Genomic DNA, 21,834 nt, shown 5'->3' on the forward strand with positions numbered 1-21,834 from the left:
ACGGTGTGGGGGCGGGCGTCCGCAAGGGCGCCCGCCCCTTTCTCATGTGCCCGGGCAGGTCAGGGTGCGGGACTTCGACAGTGAGCGGACGATCCACGCCCGCTCGGCGGCGATCTCCCGCTCGCCGACGAACACGGCGTCCGGGAAGCCACCCGGGCCGGAGACGCCGATCAGGGCGTGGTCGCCCGGACGCAGGGGCCCCGGGACGCCGCCGTCCTCCAGGAGGAAGACCAGCGGGTCCGCACCCCGCCCGGGCCTGTCCGGCCTGTCCGGCTTGTAGGAGCGGGTCACGTCCAGGGTGATCCGGCTCCACCCGGCGCCGGGCACCGGTTCCACGCGGATGACCGTGCCCTCGGCGACAGAGTGGGCGCAGGCCAGGTAGCGGGGCGAGCCGAAGCGCCGGCCGGCCCCCTGCTCGGAGGCGGCGGCGCCCTTGTCGGCCGCCGAACCTTCGGTGGCTCCCCCGGGCTGGGCGAGCAGCCAGACGGCGCCCGAGGCGACGGCGGCGGCGCAGGCCACGGCGAGCCCGCCGAGGGCGAGGGCGAAGGGGCGGCGCCGGGGGCGAGGAGACCGGGCGGGGACGGAGATGCGTACGGCGGGTTCCGCCGCCTCGGCCCCTGCGGCCTCTGGTGCCATGTCGGCCCGGGCGCCCTCCGGTGCCCGGCCCAGCGCGTCGCCGATGATGCCCAGCTGTTCCCGCAGGATTGCCACGTCGGCCGCGGCCGAGCGGTGTGCGGCGAGGAAACCGGCGTCCTCGCGGACCGACTCGGGCAGGGGCTCGTCGGCGATCACGGACATCAGAGGGTCCGGGACCCCGGGGAAGTCGTGCTCGGCGGTCACGTCACACCACCTCGTCCTCGTGCAGGCGGGTCCGCAGGGCCCGGACCGCCGTGTGCAGCCTGCTCTTGACCGTGCCCTCCGGGAGGCCCAGTTCCTCGGCGATGGAGCGGACCGGCAGATCGGCGTAGAAGCGCAGCACGACGACCTGGCGCTGCGGGTCGGGCAGCTCGTCCAGGCCCCGGGCGACGGCCAGGGACAGCAGGCTGGTGTCCTCGCCGGAGGGGTGTTCGAGCTGGCGCAGGGAGGCGAGCCGTTCGCCGATCCGCTCCTGGCGGCGCCGGGCGCGGTGCCAGTCCATGGCGAGGTTGGACGCCACGACGGCCGCCCAGGCGGACACGTCACGCGGTGCCTCCCGGCCGCTCGCCGCCCGCTCCAGCAGCCGCAGGCGGACCTGCTGCACCCCGTCCGGCAGGTCCGCCTGCGGTACTCCGCCGAGCGCGAGCACCGCCCGCACCCGGCGTTCCTGTGCCGCGTCCAGCGGGTCGTCCACAGCGTGGCCCGTCCCGTGGCCGCGGCGGGTCGTCCTGCGCAGCACAGCCGCCCCCTCCACCTTGCCGCGTTTCCCCTATGACGCCGGTGCCGGGGGAAACGTTCGGTCCGCTGTCCGGGCGGGCGCAGAGGTGTACGTCACACCGCCGTGTGGGGTGGGGAGCAGTGGGCAGGGGCGGACCAGCACAGCTTGCGGTCCGGGGGCGCTTCCGGCTGAAGTCCTCCAGTTCGGCGGGGGTGACGGCGCAATGCCCGCATCCACCGCCCGGGCCGTCGCGTCCCATTCCCCGGGCACCCCGCGCAAAGGATTGGACAGGTGGGCCGGGGTGGGCCGCATGATGGAAAGGCCTCGGCCAGGCAACAGGCACGCAGAAGAAACGTAGAGGGAGTCGCCGTGAGGGTCGGAATCGTCGGAGCCACCGGTCAGGTCGGCACGGTCATGCGCAGGATTCTCACGGAGCGGAACTTCCCGGTCGACGAGCTGCGCCTGTTCGCCTCGGCCCGCTCGGCGGGCAAGGTCATCGACGGTGTGACGGTGGAGGACGCGACGGAGGCCGACTACACGGGCCTGGACATCGTGCTGTTCTCGGCGGGCGGCGCCACGTCCAGGGCGCTGGCCGAGAAGGTCGCCGCGCAGGGTGCCGTCGTGATCGACAACTCCTCGGCCTGGCGGCGCGACCCGCAGGTGCCGCTGGTGGTGGCCGAGGTCAACCCGCACGCGGTCGCCGACCGCCCCAAGGGCATCATCGCCAACCCGAACTGCACGACGATGGCCGCGATGCCGGTGCTGCGCCCGCTGCACCAGGAGGCCGGCCTGGAGGCGCTGGTGGTGGCGACGTACCAGGCCGTGTCCGGTTCGGGCCTGGCGGGTGTGGACGAGCTGTTCGAGCAGGTCAAGAAGGTCGGCGACGAGGCACCGAAGCTGACGCACGACGGCGGCGCGGTGGAGTTCCCGCAGCCGGACACGTACGTCGCGCCGATCGCGTACAACGTGCTGCCGCTGGCCGGCTCCGTCGTGGACGACGGCCGGAACGAGACGGACGAGGAGCAGAAGCTCCGCCACGAGTCCCGCAAGATCCTGGAGATCCCGGGCCTGAAGGTGTCCGGCACCTGCGTGCGCGTGCCGGTCTTCACCGGTCACTCCCTCCAGGTCAACGCCCGCTTCGCCCGGCCGATCAGCGCCGAGCGCGCCAAGGAGCTGCTGGCCGGCGCCCCCGGCGTGGCCCTGACCGACGTGCCGACCCCGCTCCAGGCCGCCGGCCAGGACCCGTCGTACGTCGGCCGCATCCGTGAGGACGAGACGGTGGACAACGGCCTGGCGCTGTTCGTCTCCAACGACAACCTCCGCAAGGGCGCGGCGCTGAACGCGGTGCAGATCGCGGAGCTGGTGGCGGCCGAGCTGAAGAAGTAGTCCCGTCGCGCACCGAGGAGGGGCGCCCGCCGTCGGCGGGCGCCCCTCCTTGGTGCTCACAGGGCCAGGTGCCGCCGCAGCGCCGAGTCGATCTCGGTCATGCGCCGGCGCGGAACCGAGCCGACCGGCCGCACCAGCCTCTCCGGAGCCAGCGCACGCACCTGCTCGCACTGCACCTTGGAGTCCTTCGGGAGCCCGCACTCCCCGGCGGGGAGCAGTACCTGGAACGGGTGGACGCGGGCGGTGTTCGTCGTCAGGGGCACCAGGGTGATCACGCCCCGCCCGGTCCGTTCCGCTGCCGCGTTCGCGCCGTCGTTGGAGACGATCACCGCCGGGCGCGCCTTGTGGGCTTCGCTGCCGCGCACCGGCTCGTAGTCGACCAGGTAGATGTCACCGCGCTTCATCGGTCAGTCCGTCCCCCGAGAAGCGGTCCCAGAACTCCGCGTCGCCGCTCTCGTCCCACTCGGTGAAAGCCTGCGCGTACTCCTGCTCCAGCTGTGCCTGCCGCAGCAGTTCGATGGCGGCGTGTATCACGGCCGACCGGGAGTCCGCCTCCGTGCGCGCGGCGTACTCGTCAACGAACGCGACGTCCTCCTGCGGCAGGCTCACACTGATCTTCATACCCGAAATGCTACCCAGTGTCGGACCATGTTGGCCACCCCGGGCGGCTCCCGCTCATGGAAGGATGTCCGAACCCACACATACCGAGGAGATGACCGCGTGCCTGGCACAAACCTGACTCGCGAAGAGGCTCAGCAGCGGGCGGAGCTGCTCGCCGTTGACTCGTACGAGATCGATCTCGACCTCTCCGGCGCGCAGGAGGGCGGTACCTACAGGTCCGTGACCACGGTGCGCTTCGACGTCTCGGAGCAGGGCGCCGAGTCCTTCATCGACCTGGTCGCCCCGGCCGTCCACGAGGTGGTCCTGAACGGCGACGCCCTCGACCCCGCCGAGGTCTTCAAGGACTCGCGGATCGCGCTCCCCGGCCTGCTCGAAGGCCGCAACATCCTGCGTGTCGTCGCGGACTGCGCGTACACCAACACCGGCGAGGGCCTGCACCGCTTCGTCGACCCGGTCGACGACCAGGCCTACCTCTACACCCAGTTCGAGGTGCCGGACGCCCGCCGGGTGTTCGCCAGCTTCGAGCAGCCGGACCTGAAGGCCACGTTCCGGTTCACCGTGCGCGCGCCGGAGGGCTGGACCGTGGTGTCCAACTCGCCGACCCCGCAGCCCCGCGACCGCGTCTGGGAGTTCGCGCCGACGCCGCGCATCTCGACGTACATCACGGCCCTGATCGCCGGCCCGTACCACTCGGTGCACAGCGTCTACGAGAAGGACGGCCAGTCCGTGCCGCTCGGCATCTACTGCCGGCCGTCGCTCGCCGAGCACCTGGACTCCGACGCCATCTTCGAGGTCACCCGGCAGGGCTTCGACTGGTTCCAGGAGAAGTTCGACTACGCGTACCCGTTCGAGAAGTACGACCAGCTGTTCGTGCCGGAGTTCAACGCGGGCGCGATGGAGAACGCGGGCGCGGTGACCATCCGCGACCAGTACGTGTTCCGGTCGAAGGTGACGGACGCGGCGTACGAGATGCGCGCCGAGACCATCCTGCACGAGCTGGCCCACATGTGGTTCGGCGACCTCGTGACCATGGAGTGGTGGAACGACCTGTGGCTGAACGAGTCGTTCGCCACGTACACGTCCATCGCCTGCCAGGCCGCCGCGCCGGGCTCGCGCTGGCCGCACTCGTGGACCACGTTCGCCAACTCGATGAAGACGTGGGCCTACCGGCAGGACCAGCTGCCGTCCACGCACCCGATCATGGCGGACATCCGCGACCTGGACGACGTCCTCGTCAACTTCGACGGCATCACGTACGCCAAGGGCGCGAGCGTCCTGAAGCAGCTCGTGGCCTACGTCGGCGAGGACGAGTTCTTCCGGGGCGTGCAGGCCTACTTCAAGCGGCACGCGTACGGCAACACGCGCCTGTCCGACCTGCTGGGCGCCCTGGAGGAGACCTCCGGCCGCGACCTGAAGACCTGGTCGAAGGCGTGGCTGGAGACGGCCGGCATCAATGTCCTGCGCCCCGAGATCGAGACCGACGAGGCCGGTGTCGTCACCTCCTTCGCCGTCCGGCAGGAGGCCCCGGCGCTCCCGGCCGGCGCGAAGGGCGAGCCGACGCTGCGCCCGCACCGCATCGCGGTCGGCTGCTACGACCTCGACGCGGACGGCAGGCTGGTGCGCGGCGAGCGCGTCGAGCTGGACGTGGACGGCGAGCTGACGCCCGTGCCGCAGCTGGTGGGCAAGCCCCGCCCGGCGGTGCTCCTGCTCAACGACGACGACCTGTCGTACGCCAAGGTCCGCCTGGACGAGCAGTCGCTGGCCTTCGTCACCGGGCACCTGGGCGACTTCGTGGAGTCCCTCCCGCGGGCGCTGTGCTGGGCGTCGGCCTGGGACATGACGCGGGACGCGGAACTCGCCACGCGCGACTACCTGTCCCTGGTGCTGTCGGGCATCGGCAAGGAGTCCGACATCGGTGTCGTGCAGTCGCTGCAGCGGCAGGTGAAGCTGGCGATCGACCTGTACGCCGCCCCGGCCGCCCGCGAGACGCTGCTCACCCGCTGGACGGACGCCACGCTCGCCCACCTGCGGGCGGCGGCCCCGGGCAGCGACCACCAGCTGGCGTGGGCCCGCGCCTTCGCGGCGACGGCCCGTACGCCGGAGCAGCTGGACCTGCTGGAGGCGCTGCTGGACGGCTCGAAGACGATCGAGGGCCTGGCCGTGGACACGGAGCTGCGCTGGGCGTTCGTGCAGCGGCTCGCCGCGGTGGGCCGCTTCGACGAGGCGGAGATCGCGGCCGAGTACGAGCGGGACAAGACCGCCGCCGGGGAGCGTCACGCGGCGAGCGCGCGTGCCGCCCGTCCGACGGCGGAGGCCAAGGCGGAGGCGTGGGCGTCGGTCGTCGAGTCCGACAAGCTCCCGAACGCCGTCCAGGAGGCCGTCATCGGCGGCTTCGTCCAGACCGACCAGCGGGACCTGCTCGCGCCGTACGCGGAGCGGTACTTCGAGGTCGTCAAGGACATCTGGGAGTCCCGCTCCCACGAGATGGCCCAGCAGATCGCGGTCGGCCTGTACCCGTCGATCCAGGTCTCCCGGGCCACCCTGGACCGCACGGACACCTGGCTCGCCTCCGCCGCCCCGAACGCGGCCCTGCGCCGCCTGGTCACGGAATCCCGAGCGGGAGTGGAACGGGCGCTGCGGGCCCAGTCGGCGGACGCGGCGACGACGGCGTAGCCGGCAGGCGTGCGAGGGGCGCCCGGCGTTGTGCCGGGCGCCCCTCGCCGTTCACGGGACCGTGTGCCGTTCCCGTATCGCGGGTGTCTCAGCGGCCCACCGCGCAGGCGTCGCCGTTCAGTTTGAACCGGGGCGGTGGCGAGGTGTCGCCCGTGTGGTTGGCGAGGTAGCCGAGGGTGACGCTCGCGCCCGGAGCGATGGTGGCGTTGTGCGACGCGTTGGTCGCCCTGATCACGTTGCTCAGCTGCGTCATGTCCGTGTTCCAGTCGGAGACGACGGTCTGCCCGAGGGCGAGCGAGAACTCCAGCGTCCAGCCGTTCACCGGGACGGTGCCGGTGTTGGTGACGGTGAGGTCGACCGTCGTGCCGGTGCCCCAGGACTTCACGCTGCGGTTCACACGGCAGGTGGGTTCCTCCCTCGCGAACGACACCCGGTGCAGGCCGCCCGGCAGGTCGTTGACCACGTAGAACTCCCCTTCGGCGGTCGTACCGATGGACGACACCTGGGTGGGCATCTCCCCGATCTCGGCCTGCTCGTAGCCGCCCCTGCCGTCGGGGCGCAGCGCCCAGACCGTGGACGAGCAGAAGTCGGTGGCGATGTACGTGCCGCCGACCAGGTCGGCGTACTGCCGGCCCCGGTAGACCTGACCGCCGATGACCGAACAGCCGCCGGTGTACGGCGAGTACGTGAAGACCGGCTTGGTGTGCGTCTCACCGGGCACGCAGTGACCGCCCTGGAACTTCTCCAGCCCTTCGTAGCAGGACCAGCCCAGGTTCAGCCCGCCCCGGCCGGCCGGGATGTGGTCGATCTCCTCCCACCGGCCCTGCCCTACGTCGCCGATCCACATGGAACCGTCGGCGGCGTCGAAGGAGAACCGCCACGGATTGCGCAGCCCGTACAGCCAGATCTCCGAGCGGGCCCCGGCGCGGCCCACGAAGGGGTTGTCGGCGGGGACGCAGTACGGAAGCGGGCCGCAGGCACGGCTCACGTCGATGCGCACGATCTTGCCCAGCAGGGTGTCCAGCCGCTGCCCGGCGCGGAGGGGGTCGCCGGAGCCGCCGCCGTCGCCGATGCTCCAGTACAGCTTGCCGTCGGGGCCGAAGGCGAGCTGGCCGCCGTTGTGGTTGTTGTACTCGGCGTGTTCCTGGGAGAGCAGGACCTCCAGGCGGGACTCGTCCAGCCGGTAGCGGGCGAGGGTGACCGCGCCGTCGGGCTGTGCCGTGTACGCCAGGTACAGGTCCTGGCTCTGGGCGAAGTCGGGCGGGAGCGCGATGCCGAGCAGGCCGCGCTCGTTGCCCGACTCGTCCACGGCCGAGGTGATGTCGATCAGCGGATCCGGGGCCAGGCCGGTGCCCGGGCGGTAGACGCGGACGGTGCCGGGCTTCTCGGTGATGAACAGGCGGTTCGTGCCGTCGTCGGGGGCGACGACGTTGGTGGGCCGTCGCAGCCCGGAGGCGACCTGGGTGGTGGTCGCCTTGAGCGACGGCAGGGGCACGGCCGAGGCGCCCTGTGCCGTGCCCGTCCGGGCCGGCGCCGCCGAGGACTCGGCCGCTGCGGCGGGCAGGGGGGTGAGGACGGTCAGCAGGAGGGCCAGCAGGGGCCCGGTCCAGCGGCGTCGTGGCATGTCGGCTCCAGAACGAGGACGTTTGCACGGCGGTGGTCTTGGACGGCGGTGCGGTGATGAACTCCGCAGGCGCGACCCCCACGGCAGGGCACAGCATGATCATGACAAGGACCACGCACGCACCATGGGAGCGCTCCCGCACCTCCAGGCTGCGGGTCCCACACCAGAGCGGCAACGGTTGATTGCGCCACTTTCGCGCCGCGTGGCGCGAAAGGATGCGCTCACCGGCCCGGCATCACGTCTGCGGTGCCGGGCTCCCTGGGCCCCGCGGGCGCCGCCGTGCGCCACCCGCGGGACAGGGACGGCAACGACCCGGCCTTCAGCGGGTCGACGGCCCGCCCCGGTCCCACCTGTCCCACAACCGTCGCCCCGAACGCCACCGCCATCCCCGCCAGTTGGACCGGCGTCAGCGCCTCCCCCAGGGCCGCCCAGCCGACGATCGCCGCGGTGAGCGGGGACAGCGGGCCGAGGAACGTGACCTGGGTGGCGGTGAGGCGGCCGATGCCGCGGAACCAGAGCCAGTACGCCACCGCCGTGTTGGCCAGCGCCAGGTACAGGTAGCCGCCGGCCGCCCGGCCGTCCAGCGCGGGCGGCGCGCCCTCCACGAGGAGGGCGAGCGGGGCGATCAGCAGGCCGCCCGCGGTGAGCTGCCAGCCGGCGAGCGCCAGCGGGCCCACCCCGTCGGGGCGGCCCCAGCGCTTGGTGAGGACCGTGCCCGTGGACATGGACGCCGTGGAGGCGAGGGCCGCGAGCACGCCCACCGGGTCCAGGGCACCGGCCGCCTCCAGCACCACCAGGCTGACGCCGAACGCGGCGGCGACCCCGGTGAGCAGCGTCCGCACCGTCGGCCGCTCCCCCAGCAGCGTCGCCCCGAGCCCCGCGACGAACAGCGGCCCGACCGAGCCGACGACCGCCGCCATGCCGCCCGGCAGCCGGTACGCCGACAGGAACAGCAGCGGGAAGAACGCGCCGATGTTCAGCGCGCCGAGCACCGCCGCCTTCCACCACCAGGCGCCGCGCGGCAGCACCCACGCGAGGGCCAGCAGGAGCAGCCCGGCGGGCAGCGCGCGCACGAGGCCGGTGAACAGGGGGCGGTCGGCCGGGAGGAACTCGGTGGTGACCGCGTACGTCGTGCCCCACGAGACGGGCGCGAGGGCGGTGAGGGCTATGAGGGCGGGGCGGCTGGTGGAGGCCATGGGACGCACCCTTCGGAAGGGGGTTGGCGCAATTAGCTTACCTCTAAGCTACTTACCGTCAAGTGACTTAACGCCGATCCGCTGATCGCCAAGAGACTTTCTTGCGTACGACCCTTCCCGGCCCGATACTCGGCCCATGAGTGCACGTCCGGAGCAGCGCGAAGACCGGCGCAAGGACCCCGTCGACGCGATCGTGGACCAGTGGGCGGCGGTGCGGCCCGATCTCGACACCCGCGCGATGGAGGTCTTCGGGCGGATCTTCCGCCTCTCCCGCTCGATGGGCGACCGCATGGAGAAGGCGTACGCGCCCTTCGGCATCTCACGCGGCGAGTTCGACGTCCTGGCCACGCTGCGCCGTTCCGGCGAGCCGTACACGCTCTCACCGCGGCAGCTCTCGGCGACGCTCATGCTCACCACGGGCGGGATGACCGGCCGCCTCGACAAACTGGAGCGCGCGGGACTGCTGCGCCGCTCTCCCGACCCGCACGACCGCCGCGGGCTCCAGGTGACGCTCACCGAGAAGGGCCTCGACCTCATCGACCGGGCGGTCGGCGCCGGCCTCGCCGTGCAGTCGGCCGGACTGTCCGCCCTCGACGACGAACAGGTCGGCCGACTGGCCGACCTGCTGCGGGAGTTGCTCGCGGGCACGCCCGGCGCCGACCACTGAGACCCCGAAGGCGCCGCCCTCGTCGTCGTACGGCAGGCATGCGCATGCGTACGGCGGCGAGGGCGGCGCCCTCGGGGTGCGTGGGCCGGGCCGCGGCGCAGCCCGGTGCCAGGCCTGGGCGGACGCCCCGGCCGGGCGGTGTCAGGCCTGGGCCTTGGCCTTCGGCTTGGTGTGGCGGACGGTCGAGCGGTCCAGGACCATCACGGCGCCCGTGATGAGCAGGAACAGCGCGATGGGGGCGACGACGAACCAGCCCAGCGTCTCGACGACGCTCAGGCCCGGCCCGGGGTCGTCACCGTCGTCGCGCGTGAGAGCGAGCGCGGGGGACGTCATGAGCAGCATCATCAGCGCCGTACCGGCTGCCAGGGCGCCGGCGCGCAGGGCGTTCTTCTTGTCCACGGTGCCAAATTATCCGACGCGGGTCGGCGGTGCTCGCCCGGGGGTGCCTTAGAGGACGCCGCCGGTCCCTCCCGGACGGGGGCCGCCGTCCGGGACGTGAGTCGCCGTCCGACGCACCGCCTCCGCCGGGACGGGCGCCGCCGTCTCATCCTGGACGGGCGCCGTCGGCCGACGCGCCGCCTCCTCCGGAACCGGCGTCGCCCTCCGCCTCCCCTCTCACCACCTCCAGCAGCGCGTTCAGTCTCGGTGATGCCGTCAGGTCCTCCAGCGTCACCGGCCTGCCCTCCGCGTCCGCGATCGGCAGGCGCCAGTTCGGATACTGGTCCCACGTGCCGGGCAGGTTCTGCGGGCGGCGGTCGCCCACGCCGTCCGGGAGCCAGACGCCGATCATCCGGGCCGGGGTGCGCAGCAGGAACCGGTGGACGGCCTGGATCTCGGCCTCCTCCCGGGCGCTGCCGTGCCCGGCGCCCGTGCCGCGCAGCAGCCCGAGTTCCGCCAGCCGCTCCAGCCACTCCCCGGTGTCGGCCGCCGCCTCGGCGCGTTCCTCCTCCAAGGGGCGTGCGAGCAGGCCGAGCCGGTCGCGGAGTTCGACGTGCTCGCCGGTGAGGCGGGCGGCGGTGGGCGGCAGGTCGTGCGTGGTGGCGGTGGCCAGGCAGTCGGCACGCCAGCGGTCGGGCGGCAGGGGGCGGCCGTCGCCGGCCCAGTCCCGCTCGAACCACAGCACCGACGTGCCGAGCACCCCGCGCTCGCGCAGCGTCTCGCGCACCCCGGGCTCCACGGTGCCGAGGTCCTCGCCGATCACGACGGCCCCGGCGCGGGAGGCCTCCAGGACGAGGACGGCGAGCATGGCCTCGGCGTCGTAGCGGACGTAGGTGCCCTCGGTGGGGGGCCGGTCGTGGGGCACCCACCAGAGCCGGAACAGGCCCATGACGTGGTCGATGCGCAGCGCCCCGGCGTACCGGAACAGGGCGCGCAGCAGGCGGCGGAAGGGTTCGTAGCCGGATGCGGCGAGCCGGTCGGGGCGCCAGGGCGGCAGGCCCCAGTCCTGGCCGCGGGCGTTGAAGGCGTCCGGGGGCGCGCCGACGGACATGCCGGCCGCGAAGTGGTCCTGCTGGGCCCAGGCGTCGGCGCCGCCGGGGTGCACGCCGACGGCGAGGTCGTGCACGATCCCGACCGGCATGCCGGCCTCGCGGGCGGCGCGCTGGGCGGCGGTGAGCTGGGCGTCGGTGAGCCAGGCGAGCCGGCAGTGGAAGTCGACGCGGTCCATGAGGCCGGCGCGGGCGCGCGCGGTGTCGGCGGAGCGCGGGTCGCGCAGCCCGGCGGGCCAGCGGTGCCAGTCGGGGCCGTGCACCTCGGCGAGGGCGTACCAGGTGGCGTGGTCCTCCAGGGCCTGGCCCTGCTCGGCGCGGAAGTCCTCGTAGGCGGCGCGCCTGCCGGGGCCGAGGGGCACCTGGTGGATCAGCTCCAGCGCCTGACGCTTCAGTTCCCACACGGCGTCCCGGTCGATGAGGGCGTCCTTGGCGAGGACGGTGTCGCGCAGCGCGGTGGCGCGGTCCAGCAGGCCGCGCACCCGCTCGGGGTCGGCGACGTGGGCGAACTCGGGGACGTCCTCGACGCGCAGGTGCACCGGGTCGGGGAAGCGCCGGGAGGAGGGGCGGTACGGGGAGGGGTCGGTGGGGGCGCCGGGCACGGCCGCGTGCAACGGGTTGACCTGCACGAATCCGGCGCCGGCGGTGCGTCCGGCCCAGGCGGTCAGCTCGGCGAGGTCGCCGAGGTCGCCCATGCCCCAGGAGCGGTGGGACAGCAGGGAGTACAGCTGGACGAGCAGCCCGTACGAGCGGCCTTGGGGGGTGGGCAGCCGGGGCGGGGCGGCGATCAGGTGGGCGGTGGTGGTGCGTCCGTCGGGGGCGGTGGCGGTCAGCCGGTGGACGCCGGGCGTGAGGTGTTCGGCGCCGGCGCGGGTCTCGCCCTGCTCGGTCTCGATACGCAGCCGGGTGCCGTCGGGCAGCGCGGCCAGGGCGGCCGGTGCCGCGGTGCCCCAGCAGACCACGGTGGGCGGCAGCAGCCGTCCGCGCAGTTCCCGCTCCCGGTCGGCGAGCGCGGCGCGCACGGCCGCGGGGCCGCTCGCGTCGACGCCGAGGGCGCCGAGCGCGGCCGTGAGCGCGGTGGCCGAGGCGGTGACCGTGCGGTCCGGGGAGGGGCTGTAGGAGGTGGCGACGCCGTGCAGGTCGGCGAGCCGGGACAGGTCCCCGTCGGAAGGTCCGGCCGGCTGGGGCGCGCTCATCTACGGCTCCGGGCGGAAGAGGTCCGGGGTGCGGAACAGGTCGGGGCTGTCGGGGAAGTCCTGGTAGTCGTGGCCCGGATAGTCCGGGTACGACGCCGCCGGGTAGGTGTCCGGCTCGCTGGTCAGCGGGGCGGCGTCGGCGAGGGGCGGCTCGCTGGTGAGGGGTTCGGCGTCGGGCAGCGGCGGCTCGCTGGTCAGCGGGGCCTCGGCGCAGGTTCCCTCCGCGCTGAACACGTACACGCGTGCGGTGTCGGGTGCGGCGGACGGCTCCGCCCGGGGTTTGGACGGGGCGGGAATCGGAACGTGTTGTACCGGTACAGCCACGGGGGCCTCCTCGGGGGGCACGGCTCGTGTGCGGGTCGATGCAGCCCTACCCAGTGCGCGCGAAGGCAGGCGCGTGGGGACGGACATCGTGGCCCTGGTCACATTGTTCAGCCTTGCCCACCTCGCGGGCCGGGGCAAACACCCCACAACGGCCACTGTCGTTGACACCTTCGCCGCGCGGATGGTGGGCTCGGTGCCCTGTGTCCCTGTGCGTGCTCCCTGTGACACGGACACGCACACCGGGGCGCGGACGCCCGTCGAGGTGGATCGGGTGGGCGTCGGCCGACGGGAAGCAGCGGAGAGCGACCAGGAGGGGGCCCGTGCAGTTCGGGCGCAGGAAGAGGGCCGCGGCCCTCGCGTTCGCCGTCGTCGCGGGCGCTCTGGGTGCGACGCCCGCCGCCGTGGCGGCGCCGCCCGCCCCCGGTACGGTCACGGCGTCGCCGGATGCGGCCCGGCCGGGTGTCACGGTGTGGCCGCGTCCCCAGTCGCTGCGGGCGAACGGCGCGCCCGTCGCCGTCACCGAAGAGGTCGCGCTGGTCGCGGACGGGACGGCGGACCCGCATGCCGTCGAGGTGCTGCGGGCGGTGCTGCGGGAGGCGGGTGCGCGCCGGATCACCGAGGCCGCCGCGGGCGAGCCGCTGCCCGCGGGCGCGCTGGTGGTGCGGGCGGGCCGGGAGAGGTCCCGCGGGGACGTGCGGTACGAGCTGCCGTCCGGGGGCTACCGGCTGACCGTCGACAGCGGCGGCATCCTGCTGGCGGGGGCCGGTCCGGACGGCCTGTTCCACGCCGTGCAGACGCTGCGGCAGCTCGTGCGCGAGGACGGCACGGTCGCCGCCGTGGACGTCCGCGACTGGCCGGGCACCGCCGTGCGCGGCATCACGGAGGGCTTCTACGGCACGCCCTGGACGCACGCGCAGCGCCTGGCGCAGCTGGACTTCATGGGCCGCACCAAGCAGAACCGCTACCTGTACGCCCCCGGCGACGACCCGCACCGGCAGGCGCGCTGGCGTGAGCCGTACCCGGCCGAGCGGCGCGCGGAGTTCCGGGAGCTGGCCGAGCGGGCCCGCCGCAACCACGTGACGCTCGGCTGGGCGGTGGCGCCGGGCCAGGCGATGTGTTTCGCGTCGGACGACGACGTACGGGCGCTGACGCGGAAGCTGGACGCGATGTGGGAGCTGGGCTTCCGGGCCTTCCAGGTGCAGTTCCAGGACGTCAGCTACAGCGAGTGGCACTGCGGGGCGGACGCCGAGCGGTTCGGTTCGGGGCCGCGGGCGGCGGCGCGGGCGCAGGCGCGGGTCGCCAACGCGGTCGCGCGGCATCTGACCGAGCGTCACCCGGACGCCGCGCCGCTGTCGTTGATGCCGACGGAGTACTACGAGGACGGCGCGACCCCGTACCGGCGGGCGCTGGCGGACGAGCTGACGGCGGGCGTCGAGGTGGCGTGGACCGGCGTGGGCGTGGTGCCGCGGACCATCACGGGCCGCGAACTGGCCGGGGCGCGGCAGGCGTTCGGCCGGCACCCGCTGGTCACGATGGACAACTACCCGGTCAACGACTACGCGCCCGGCCGGGTCTTCCTCGGCCCCTACCAGGGACGCGAGCCCGCCGTGGCCACCGGTTCGGCGGCCCTGCTGGCCAACGCGATGGAGCAGCCGGAGGCGTCCCGGATCCCGCTGTTCACGGCCGCCGACTACGCCTGGAACCCGCGCGCGTACCGGCCGCAGGAGTCCTGGCGGGCGGCGATCGACGATCTGTCGGCGGGCGACGACCGCCGCGGGGAGGCACTGGCGGCGCTGGCCGGGAACGACGCGTCGTCGGTGCTGGGCGCGGACGAGTCGGCGTATCTGCGTCCGCTGACGGAGGCGTACTGGGAGGCGCGCGAGGGTGCGGCGGGCCCCGCCGGCCCGCCCGAGGAGCGGCGTCTGCGGGAGGCGTTCGCGGTCCTGCGGGAGCTGCCGCGGCGGCTGTCCGGCACGGCGCTCGGCCGGGAGGTCGCGCCGTGGGCCGGGCAGCTGGCCCGGTACGGCGAGGCCGGCACGACGGCGCTGGACATGCTGCGGGCGCAGCGCTCCGGGGACGCGGCGGCGGCCTGGGCGGCGTACCGGAGGCTCGGCGGGCAGCGGGAGCGGCTGGCGGCGGCCCGCGTGACGGTCGGCAAGGGCGTGCTCGACCCGTTCCTCGGCCGGGCGGAGCAGGCGTACCGGACCTGGACGGGCATCGACCACGAGCCGGTGACGGCCGCGGGCGACGCGGCGGACGCCCGCACGGTGCGTTTTCCGCAGCCCCGGTCCCTGTCGGCCGTGACGGTGCTGGCCGAGCCGGGTACCGAGGGCCATGTCGAGATCCATGTCCCGGGCGAGGGCTGGCGCCGGGTGGGCCGGCTGGACGGGGCGGGCGCCACGGAGGCGTCCGCACGGGTGCGCGCCGACGCCGTGCGGGTCACCGGCACCGGGGGCGTACGGCACGTGGTGCCGTGGTTCGGCGACTCCCCCGGCGTGTCGCTGGACCTGACGCGGGAGCGGGCGGACGTGGAGATCGGCGGCGGGGAGCGGCTGACGGCGCGCCTGGCATCGCTGCGCCCGGGCGACGTGCGCGGCCGGTTCACCGCCGACGCGCCCAAGGGTGTGCGGGTGCGGCCCGCGAAGGACGCGCTGACGCTGCCGCGCGGCACGACCGTCGACGTCCCGGTCGAGGTGAGCGTGGCGGCGGGGACGCCGGCCCGGTCGTACGACGTCCGGATCGGGTTCGGCGGGGTGACCCGCACGCTCACCGTGCGCGCGTTCCCGCGCACCGGGGGACCCGACCTGGCGCGTACCGGGACGGCGCGTTCGTCGGGCGACGAGACGCCCGACTTCCCGGCGTCCGCGGCCAACGACGGCGACGCCGGGACGCGCTGGTCGTCCCCGGCCGACGACGGCGCCTGGTGGCAGCTGGAGCTGTCCCGTCCGGTGCGGCTGGGCCGGGTCGTGCTGCACTGGCAGGACGCCTACGCCGCCGCGTACCGCGTCCAGGTGTCCGCCGACGGCCACCGCTGGCGCACGGCGGCGACCGTACGGGACGGCCGGGGCGGCCGGGAGTCGGTCCGGATGGACGAGCGGGACGTGCGGTACGTGCGCGTGCAGGGCGACCGGCGGGCGACCCGGTACGGGTATTCGCTGTGGTCGGTGGAGGCGTACGCGGTGGCGGAGCAGCCGGCGGACGAGTGAGGCCCGGCCCCGGCGCCACGGAAACTCCCTCACCGCCAGCTATTCACTCAGTACATATACTCGGTACATACTGATCTTCATGAGCACCCGCCACATCCTGCTGGGGCTGCTCGCCTCGGGGCCGAGCCATGGCTACGACCTGAAGCGACGGCACGACGAACGTTTCCCGCAGGCCCGCCCGCTGGCCTACGGGCAGGTCTACACGACCCTGCAACGCCTGGTCCGGGACGGCCTCGCCGAGGTCGGCGGCACCGACGCGGACGGCGGCCCGGAACGGACCGTGTACCGCTCGACGCCCGACGGCGACCGCGAACTCGCCCGCTGGGCCGCCGAGATCGCGCCGCCCGCGCCCTTCGTGACGAACGAGATCTTCACGAAGGTCGTCGTCGCCATCCTGGGCGGCGGTGACCCCGCCGCCTATCTGAGGGCCCAGCGCACCGCCCACCTGGCGCGGATGCGCGAGCTCACGGCGGTGAAGACCGCGAGCGGCGCCGACCTGGCGACCGTCCTGTCGGCGGACTACGCCCTCAACCACCTCGACGCCGACCTCCGCTGGATGAACACCACGGCGGCCCGGCTGTCCACCCTGACCGCGGAGGTCGACGCAGCATGAATCACCGGGACACCACCGAGCCGCTCCTCGCGGCCCGGGACCTGGTCAAGACGTACGGCAGGACGCAGGCCCTGCGCGGCGTCCGGGTCGGCCTGCGGGCGGGCGAGATCCTCGCCGTCACCGGGGCCAGCGGCAGCGGGAAGTCCACGCTGCTGCACTGCCTCGCGGGCATCGTCCGCCCGGACGGCGGCTCGGTGACCTACGACGGGCAGCGCCTGGACCGGCTGCCGGAGAAGCGGCTGAGCGAGCTGCGCCGCACCGAGTTCGGGGTGGTCTTCCAGTTCGGGCAGCTCATCCCCGAGCTGACCGCGCTGGACAACGTGGCGCTGCCGCTGATGCTGGCCGGCGTCTCCCGCGCGCGGGCGCGGGAGCGGGCCGGTGAGTGGCTGGAACGCTTCGGGGTGCGCGACCAGGGGGACCTGCGGCCGGGCGGGATGAGCGGCGGCCAGGCGCAGCGGGCGGCGCTGGCGCGGGCCCTGGTCACCGGCGCGCGGGTGGTGTTCGCGGACGAGCCGACGGGCGCGCTGGACTCACTGGCGGGCGAGCAGGTGATGACGGCCCTGGTGCGCACCGCCCGCGAGGCGGGCACCGCGGTGCTGCTGATCACGCACGACGCGCAGGTGGCGGCGTACGCGGACCGTGAGGTGTCGCTGCGCGACGGCACGGTCGTGGCCGAGGACGCGGCGCTGCCGGGGGTGACCCGGTGACGGCGGATCTGCGGCTCGCCTGGCGGCTCGTGCGCGGCTCGGACCGGCGCGAGTGGTGGCGCGTCACGCTCACGGCGGTGGGTGCGCTGATCGCGTCGGGGCTCGCGCTGGCGGCCGTGGCGGTGGCCGCGCTGCGCGGGCAGCAGCACGTGCCGTTCGCGCACGGCCTGCTGGACCAGCCGGGCGAGCGGCGGGGCGTGGTCCTGGCGCTGCTGCTCCTGCTGCTGCCGGTGCTCGGTTTCCTCGGCCAGTGCGCCCGGATCGGGGCCGTCCACCGGGACCGGCGGCTGGCCGCGCTGCGGCTGGCGGGTGCCACGCCCTGGCAGGTGCGGCGGATCTCCGCCGCCGAGGCGGGCCTGACGTGCCTGGCGGGCTCGGCCGCCGCGACGGTGTGCTGTGCGGTCCTCGCGCTGCTCCACTGGGACCGGGCGCCCGTCACCGCGTGGGCCGGGTTCACGGCGGTGCTGGTGGCGGTGCCGGTGCTCGGGGCGCTGGTGAGCGTCCTGGCGCTGCGCCGGGTGGTCGCCTCGCCGCTGGGCCGGGTGCGCCGGACGGGGCCCCGGCGTCCCGGCCGGACGTTCCTGCCGGCCGTGGTGCTGCTCCTCGGCCTGGCAGCGGTCTCGTACGCCGTGACGCACGACGGGCCGCCGCGGCGCGGTCCCGCGTCCGCGCCGGCGCTGATCCTCGCCGTGGTGGTCGTGACGGGGGCGGTCGCCCTGTGGCTGGTGGGCGTGGCGGCCCGGCTGACCGGCACGGTGCTGGCCCCCCGGACGGGGAGTGCGGCGGTGCTGATCGCGGCGGAGCGGCTGCGCGACGACCCGTGGGCGGCGGCCCGCGCGCACGCGGCGGTGCTGCTGGTGACGGTCACCGGGACCGGTTTCGCCGGCATCCGGGAGGCGTTCCTCGCGGCGCTGCACACCGGCAGGGACCGTCCGGGCAACCTGTCCTTCTACACCACCGGCATCGATCTGACGGCCGCGGCCATCGCCGTCGCCCTCGTGATCGTGCTGTCCGCGCTCGCGGTCGGCGCCGCCGAGTCCCTGGCCGCCCGCCGCCGGGCCCTGGCCGCGCAGGTCGCCGCCGGGGTGCCGCACGCGGTGCTGGGCCGGGCGCTGCTGCTGGAGACGGCGCTGCCGCTGGCGCCCGCCGTCCTGGTGGCGGGCGCCGGGGGCATGGCGATCGGCACCGGCTGGGCGACGCTCGGGCGCGGCGACTGGCCGGTGCCGTGGACGGCGCTGCTGGTCCCGGTCGCGGTGTACGCCGGCTGTCTGCTGACCGCGGCGACCGCGCTGCCCCTGCTGCGCCGGTCGGTGCGCCCCGGGGAACTGCGCTACGTGTGAGGGCGTGACGGCGCGGCCCCGGGGCGCGGGAGGGCTCCCGGGGCCGCCGCGCGCACCGCACGGCAATGCGAAGGCCCGGATCGTCGTCAGGCGGAAATGCCGTCGATCCGGGCCAGGGCGTCGTCCGCGCCGAACGGCTGCAAGTACGGCAGCCAGCGCGGGTCCCTGTGGCCCGTTCCGATGATGCGCCAGGCCAGGCCCGTCGGCGGGGCGGGCTTGTGGCGCAGCCGCCAGCCCAGCTCGAACAGGTGGCGGTCGGCCTTCACGTGGTTGCAGCGGCGGCAGGACGCCACCACGTTGTCCCAGACGTGTTTGCCCCCGCGGCTGCGCGGGATGACGTGGTCGACGCTGGTTGCGACGCCACCGCAGTACATGCACCGGCCCCCGTCGCGGGCGAACAGCGCCCGGCGGGTCAGAGGAACGGGCCCCCGGTAGGGAACCCGGACGAATCGCTTGAGCCGGACCACGCTGGGTGCGGGGACTGTGACGGTCGCGCTGTGCATGAAGGCGCCGGACTCCTCGAGGCATACGGCCTTGTTCTCGAGGACGAGGACGAGCGCGCGGCGGAGCGGTACGACGCCGAGCGGCTCGTACGACGCGTTGAGGACCAGGACATGCGGCACGGATGCCTCCTTGTACGCCGGCGGCGCGTGGCTCGCGCCGGGACGATCCGTAGTCAGTCTCCCCTCATGCCTGGTGGAAGCGCCACCATGTCCCGGTAACGGGCTGGGAGTGTTTTCGACCACACCTGATTTCTCCCCCGGATCACGCCGCCTTCATCCAGCCTGTTCATCCCGCGAATGGCCACAGATCGTCCCCGGGACATCACGGCGATCCGCACACGATGCCCCGTTAGTGTGGTGGAGCTGCCCTTTCGGTGACCTTCCCGTGACCTGGACCACCGCGCCCCCGGGCCGGGGGCAGTCCGCTGCACCTGGAGGTACCTGCCGTGTCCTTGTCCGCCGTTCTGACCGCCGTCCTGCCCGCCGCCGGTCCGTCGCCGTCCCCGTCGCCGTCCGGGAGCCCGACCCCGGTGGTGCCCTCGCTCCGGGACGCCCAGGAGAGCGCGACGAACGCCGCGAGCTGGGTCGAGCAGAACTGGTCGACCTGGCTGGCGATCGGGTTGCGGGTGGTGCTGGTCCTGGCGATCGCGGCGGCGCTGCGCGTGATGGTGCGGCGCGCGATCACCAAGCTGATAGACCGCATGAACCGCACGGTGCAGGCGGTGGACGGCACGGCGCTGGGCGGCCTGCTGGTGAACGCCGAGCGGCGCCGCCAGCGCTCGCAGGCCATCGGCTCCGTACTGCGCTCGGTCGCCAGCTTCGTGATCATGGGTACGGCCGCGCTGATGGTGCTGGGCACGTTCCAGATCAACCTCGCGCCGCTGCTGGCGTCGGCGGGCGTGGCGGGTGTGGCGATCGGTTTCGGCGCCCGGAACCTCGTCACGGACTTCCTCTCCGGCGTCTTCATGATCCTGGAGGACCAGTACGGCGTCGGCGACTCCATCGACGCGGGCGTCGCCTCCGGCGAGGTGATCGAGGTGGGCCTGCGGGTGACGAAGCTGCGCGGCGAGAACGGCGAGATCTGGTACGTCCGCAACGGCGAGGTCAAGCGCATCGGCAACCTGTCGCAGGGCTGGGCCACGGCCGGCGTCGACGTGACCGTCCGCGCCGACGAGGACCTGGACCGGGTGAAGGCCGCGCTGAACTCGGTCGGCGAGAAGCTCGCCAGGGAGGAGCCCTGGAACGAGATGCTGTGGGGCCCCGTCGAGGTCCTCGGCCTGGACAGCGTGCTGCTGGACTCGATGGTGGTCCGGGTCTCCGCGAAGACCATGCCGGGCAAGGCCCTGACGGTGGAGCGCGAGCTGCGCTGGCGCATCAAGCGGGCGTTCGACGCGGACGGCATCCGCATCGTCGGCGGCGCCACCGCGGCCGAGGACGCGCCCGCGGCGGCCGACCCGACGGCCGGGATGGCCGCCCCGTCGGCCTACGCGAGCACCACCTCCCCGCAGTCGGTGGCGGCGTCCCCGCTGGCCCCGCCGAGCACGACGAAGTAGGCGGCCCTGCCAGCGGCCACTCCCCCTTTCCCCTTGACGGCCGGTCTCCCTTCCCTTGACGGCCGACTCGCCGCCGGCCTACGGTCCAGAATCGACAGGAAAGTTTCCTGACAGAGTGCCACCAGGGGGGCAGCCGCTTGGCAGGAACCGCCGGCACGCCAGGCACCCCCCGCCTCCTGCGCGCCATGAACGACCGCGCCGCCCTGGACCTCCTCCTGGAGCACGGCCCGCTCTCCCGCACCAGGCTCGGCAAGCTCACCGGCCTGTCCAAGCCGACCGCCTCCCAGCTCCTCGCCCGCTTGCAGGCCGCCGGGCTCGTTCTCGCGTCCGGCACGAGCGAGGGCCGCCCGGGCCCCGGCGCCCAGCTGTACGAGGTGAACCCGGCCGCCGCCTACGCCGCCGGACTCGACGTCACCCCCGGGCGCATCGTCGCCGCCGTCGCCGACCTCACCGGCCGCACGGTCGGCCGCCACGAGCTGCCCACCCCCGGCCGGCGCACCGGCACACCCGTCGTCCGGCAGGTCACCGACGCCCTGGACGGCGCCGTCAAGGCGGCCGGGCTGACCCGGGACCACGTCCACCGGCTCGTCATCGGCACCCCCGGCGCCTTCGACCCGAGCACAGCGCGGCTGCGCTACGCCTCGCACCTGCCGGGCTGGCACTCCCCCACACTGCTCGGCGAACTCGCCGCCGCGCTGCCGATGCCGGTGGAGTACGAGAACGACGTGAACCTCGCCGCCGTCGCCGAGCAGCGCCTCGGCGCGGCCCGCGGCCACCCCGACTTCGTCCTGCTGTGGAACCAGGAGGGCCTCGGCGCCGCCCTCGTCCTCGGCGGCCGGCTGCACCGCGGCTGGACCGGCGGCGCCGGCGAGGTCGGCTTCCTGCCCGTGCCCGGCGCCCCCCTGGTCCGCCAGGTCGCGCGGGCCAACAGCGGCGGCTACCAGGAGCTGGCCGGCGCGCAGGCCGTCCCGGCGCTGGCCCGCGAACTCGGCGTCCAGGACATCCCCGAGGGCCCGTACGCCGAGGTCGCCGCCGCCCTCGTGGGACGGGCCGCCGAACGGGACGACGAGCCGCACCGGCACCTGCTGCGCAGGTACGCCACCAGGCTCGCCACCGGCCTCGCCGCCCTGGTCTGCGTCCTCGACCCCGAGCTGGTCGTCCTCGGCGGCGCCTGCCTGACCGCGGGCGGCGAGACGCTGCGCGACCTGGTATCGGCCGAGCTGGCGGAGCTGGCCGCCGCCCGCCCCCGGCTGGTCGTCGGCGGCGTCGCCGAGGACCCCGTGCTGCGCGGCGCGCTGGAGAGCGCGCTGGCCGCCACCCGCGACGAGGTCTTCGACACCTCCCGCTGACCCCGCACCGCCCCTGTCCCGGGGAGACCCCGACG

The 21,834-nt window shown here is 74.4% G+C and carries 19 protein-coding genes; 9 read left to right on the plus strand and 10 right to left on the minus strand.

Annotation, left to right across the window (positions count from 1 at the left end):
* Positions 1-42 precede the first annotated feature (42 nt).
* Both AB0M97_RS18845 and AB0M97_RS18850 read right to left on the minus strand, forming a co-directional pair.
* Positions 43-840, minus strand: coding sequence for a hypothetical protein (locus tag AB0M97_RS18845; RefSeq protein ID WP_365962008.1), 798 nt, complete (start codon positions 838-840; stop codon positions 43-45).
* Position 841: 1 nt separating this feature from the next.
* A complete protein-coding gene (locus AB0M97_RS18850) occupies positions 842-1,375 on the minus strand; it encodes a sigma-70 family RNA polymerase sigma factor (protein ID WP_365962009.1) in 534 nt (177 codons plus the stop codon).
* Between the two features lie 348 nt (positions 1,376-1,723).
* Between AB0M97_RS18850 and AB0M97_RS18855 the strand changes: the two genes are divergently transcribed.
* Positions 1,724-2,740 (plus strand): aspartate-semialdehyde dehydrogenase, encoded by a 1,017-nt coding sequence (locus AB0M97_RS18855; RefSeq protein WP_365962010.1) that lies wholly within the window; start codon positions 1,724-1,726, stop codon positions 2,738-2,740.
* 56 nt (positions 2,741-2,796) lie between these two features.
* Here the strand turns inward: AB0M97_RS18855 and AB0M97_RS18860 are convergent, their stop codons facing one another.
* Entirely contained in the window at positions 2,797-3,144 is a 348-nt protein-coding gene (locus AB0M97_RS18860; protein WP_365962011.1) for a type II toxin-antitoxin system PemK/MazF family toxin, read from the minus strand.
* Complete coding sequence (locus AB0M97_RS18865; RefSeq protein ID WP_365962012.1) at positions 3,131-3,361, minus strand: ribbon-helix-helix domain-containing protein; 231 nt, start codon at positions 3,359-3,361, stop codon at positions 3,131-3,133. The genes AB0M97_RS18860 and AB0M97_RS18865 overlap by 14 nt, the downstream gene beginning before the upstream one ends.
* 99 nt (positions 3,362-3,460) lie before the next feature.
* Here AB0M97_RS18865 and pepN point away from each other — a divergent pair, with 99 nt between their 5' ends.
* A complete protein-coding gene (pepN, locus tag AB0M97_RS18870) occupies positions 3,461-6,034 on the plus strand; it encodes an aminopeptidase N (RefSeq protein ID WP_365962013.1) in 2,574 nt (857 codons plus the stop codon).
* Between the two features lie 88 nt (positions 6,035-6,122).
* Here the strand turns inward: pepN and AB0M97_RS18875 are convergent, their stop codons facing one another.
* Complete coding sequence (locus tag AB0M97_RS18875) at positions 6,123-7,658, minus strand: PQQ-dependent sugar dehydrogenase (RefSeq protein ID WP_365962014.1); 1,536 nt, start codon at positions 7,656-7,658, stop codon at positions 6,123-6,125.
* A gap of 221 nt (positions 7,659-7,879) precedes the next feature.
* A complete protein-coding gene (locus AB0M97_RS18880; RefSeq protein WP_365962015.1) occupies positions 7,880-8,854 on the minus strand; it encodes an EamA family transporter in 975 nt (324 codons plus the stop codon).
* 136 nt (positions 8,855-8,990) lie between these two features.
* On the opposite strand from AB0M97_RS18880, the gene AB0M97_RS18885 reads away from it, so the two are divergent.
* On the plus strand, positions 8,991-9,521 hold the full coding sequence (locus tag AB0M97_RS18885) for a MarR family transcriptional regulator (RefSeq protein WP_365962016.1): 531 nt from the start codon (positions 8,991-8,993) through the stop codon (positions 9,519-9,521).
* 141 nt (positions 9,522-9,662) lie between these two features.
* On the opposite strand, the gene AB0M97_RS18890 is transcribed toward AB0M97_RS18885, so the two are convergent.
* The 3 genes from AB0M97_RS18890 to AB0M97_RS18900 all read right to left on the minus strand — a co-directional run bounded on the left by AB0M97_RS18890 (position 9,663) and on the right by AB0M97_RS18900 (position 12,528).
* Entirely contained in the window at positions 9,663-9,920 is a 258-nt protein-coding gene (locus tag AB0M97_RS18890) for a hypothetical protein (RefSeq protein WP_365962017.1), read from the minus strand.
* Between the two features lie 145 nt (positions 9,921-10,065).
* Positions 10,066-12,204 (minus strand): 4-alpha-glucanotransferase, encoded by a 2,139-nt coding sequence (gene malQ / locus AB0M97_RS18895; RefSeq protein WP_365962018.1) that lies wholly within the window; start codon positions 12,202-12,204, stop codon positions 10,066-10,068.
* Positions 12,205-12,528 carry a hypothetical protein gene (locus tag AB0M97_RS18900; RefSeq protein WP_365962019.1) on the minus strand — a complete coding sequence of 108 codons (324 nt, stop codon included), beginning with the start codon at positions 12,526-12,528 and terminating at the stop codon, positions 12,205-12,207. It abuts the gene before it with no gap.
* A 320-nt stretch (positions 12,529-12,848) separates the two neighbouring features.
* Here AB0M97_RS18900 and AB0M97_RS18905 point away from each other — a divergent pair, with 320 nt between their 5' ends.
* The 4 genes from AB0M97_RS18905 (at position 12,849) to AB0M97_RS18920 (ending at position 18,394) form a co-directional block, all read left to right on the plus strand.
* Positions 12,849-15,734, plus strand: a complete 2,886-nt coding sequence (locus tag AB0M97_RS18905) for a beta-N-acetylglucosaminidase domain-containing protein (protein ID WP_365962020.1) — start codon at positions 12,849-12,851, stop codon at positions 15,732-15,734.
* Between the two features lie 79 nt (positions 15,735-15,813).
* A complete protein-coding gene (locus tag AB0M97_RS18910; RefSeq protein ID WP_365962021.1) occupies positions 15,814-16,347 on the plus strand; it encodes a PadR family transcriptional regulator in 534 nt (177 codons plus the stop codon).
* Positions 16,344-17,054, plus strand: a complete 711-nt coding sequence (locus tag AB0M97_RS18915; RefSeq protein ID WP_365962022.1) for an ABC transporter ATP-binding protein — start codon at positions 16,344-16,346, stop codon at positions 17,052-17,054. Before AB0M97_RS18910 ends, AB0M97_RS18915 begins: the two co-directional genes overlap by 4 nt.
* Complete coding sequence (locus AB0M97_RS18920) at positions 17,051-18,394, plus strand: FtsX-like permease family protein (RefSeq protein WP_365962023.1); 1,344 nt, start codon at positions 17,051-17,053, stop codon at positions 18,392-18,394. The genes AB0M97_RS18915 and AB0M97_RS18920 overlap by 4 nt, the downstream gene beginning before the upstream one ends.
* Positions 18,395-18,480: 86 nt before the next feature.
* On the opposite strand, the gene AB0M97_RS18925 is transcribed toward AB0M97_RS18920, so the two are convergent.
* A complete protein-coding gene (locus AB0M97_RS18925) occupies positions 18,481-19,017 on the minus strand; it encodes an HNH endonuclease (RefSeq protein WP_365962024.1) in 537 nt (178 codons plus the stop codon).
* A 326-nt stretch (positions 19,018-19,343) separates the two neighbouring features.
* Between AB0M97_RS18925 and AB0M97_RS18930 the strand changes: the two genes are divergently transcribed.
* Positions 19,344-20,450, plus strand: coding sequence for a mechanosensitive ion channel family protein (locus AB0M97_RS18930; RefSeq protein ID WP_365962025.1), 1,107 nt, complete (start codon positions 19,344-19,346; stop codon positions 20,448-20,450).
* A 137-nt stretch (positions 20,451-20,587) separates the two neighbouring features.
* A complete protein-coding gene (locus AB0M97_RS18935; RefSeq protein WP_365962026.1) occupies positions 20,588-21,799 on the plus strand; it encodes an ROK family transcriptional regulator in 1,212 nt (403 codons plus the stop codon).
* Positions 21,800-21,834 lie beyond the last annotated feature (35 nt).

It is taken from the genome of Streptomyces sp. NPDC051207, assembly GCF_040682395.1.
Classification (GTDB): Bacteria; Actinomycetota; Actinomycetes; order Streptomycetales; family Streptomycetaceae; genus Streptomyces.

What these genes read in the sequence shown, in the direction of transcription:
- AB0M97_RS18885 (WP_365962016.1), top strand. Translation starts at nt 8,991, where the DNA reads ATGAGTGCACGTCCGGAGCAGCGCGAAGACCGGCGCAAGGACCCCGTC.
- AB0M97_RS18875 (WP_365962014.1), bottom strand. Translation starts at nt 7,658, where the DNA reads ATGCCACGACGCCGCTGGACCGGGCCCCTGCTGGCCCTCCTGCTGACC.
- AB0M97_RS18915 (WP_365962022.1), top strand. Translation starts at nt 16,344, where the DNA reads ATGAATCACCGGGACACCACCGAGCCGCTCCTCGCGGCCCGGGACCTG.
- AB0M97_RS18865 (WP_365962012.1), bottom strand. Translation starts at nt 3,361, where the DNA reads ATGAAGATCAGTGTGAGCCTGCCGCAGGAGGACGTCGCGTTCGTTGAC.
- AB0M97_RS18860 (WP_365962011.1), bottom strand. Translation starts at nt 3,144, where the DNA reads ATGAAGCGCGGTGACATCTACCTGGTCGACTACGAGCCGGTGCGCGGC.
- AB0M97_RS18910 (WP_365962021.1), top strand. Translation starts at nt 15,814, where the DNA reads ATGAGCACCCGCCACATCCTGCTGGGGCTGCTCGCCTCGGGGCCGAGC.
- malQ (WP_365962018.1), bottom strand. Translation starts at nt 12,204, where the DNA reads ATGAGCGCGCCCCAGCCGGCCGGACCTTCCGACGGGGACCTGTCCCGG.
- AB0M97_RS18880 (WP_365962015.1), bottom strand. Translation starts at nt 8,854, where the DNA reads ATGGCCTCCACCAGCCGCCCCGCCCTCATAGCCCTCACCGCCCTCGCG.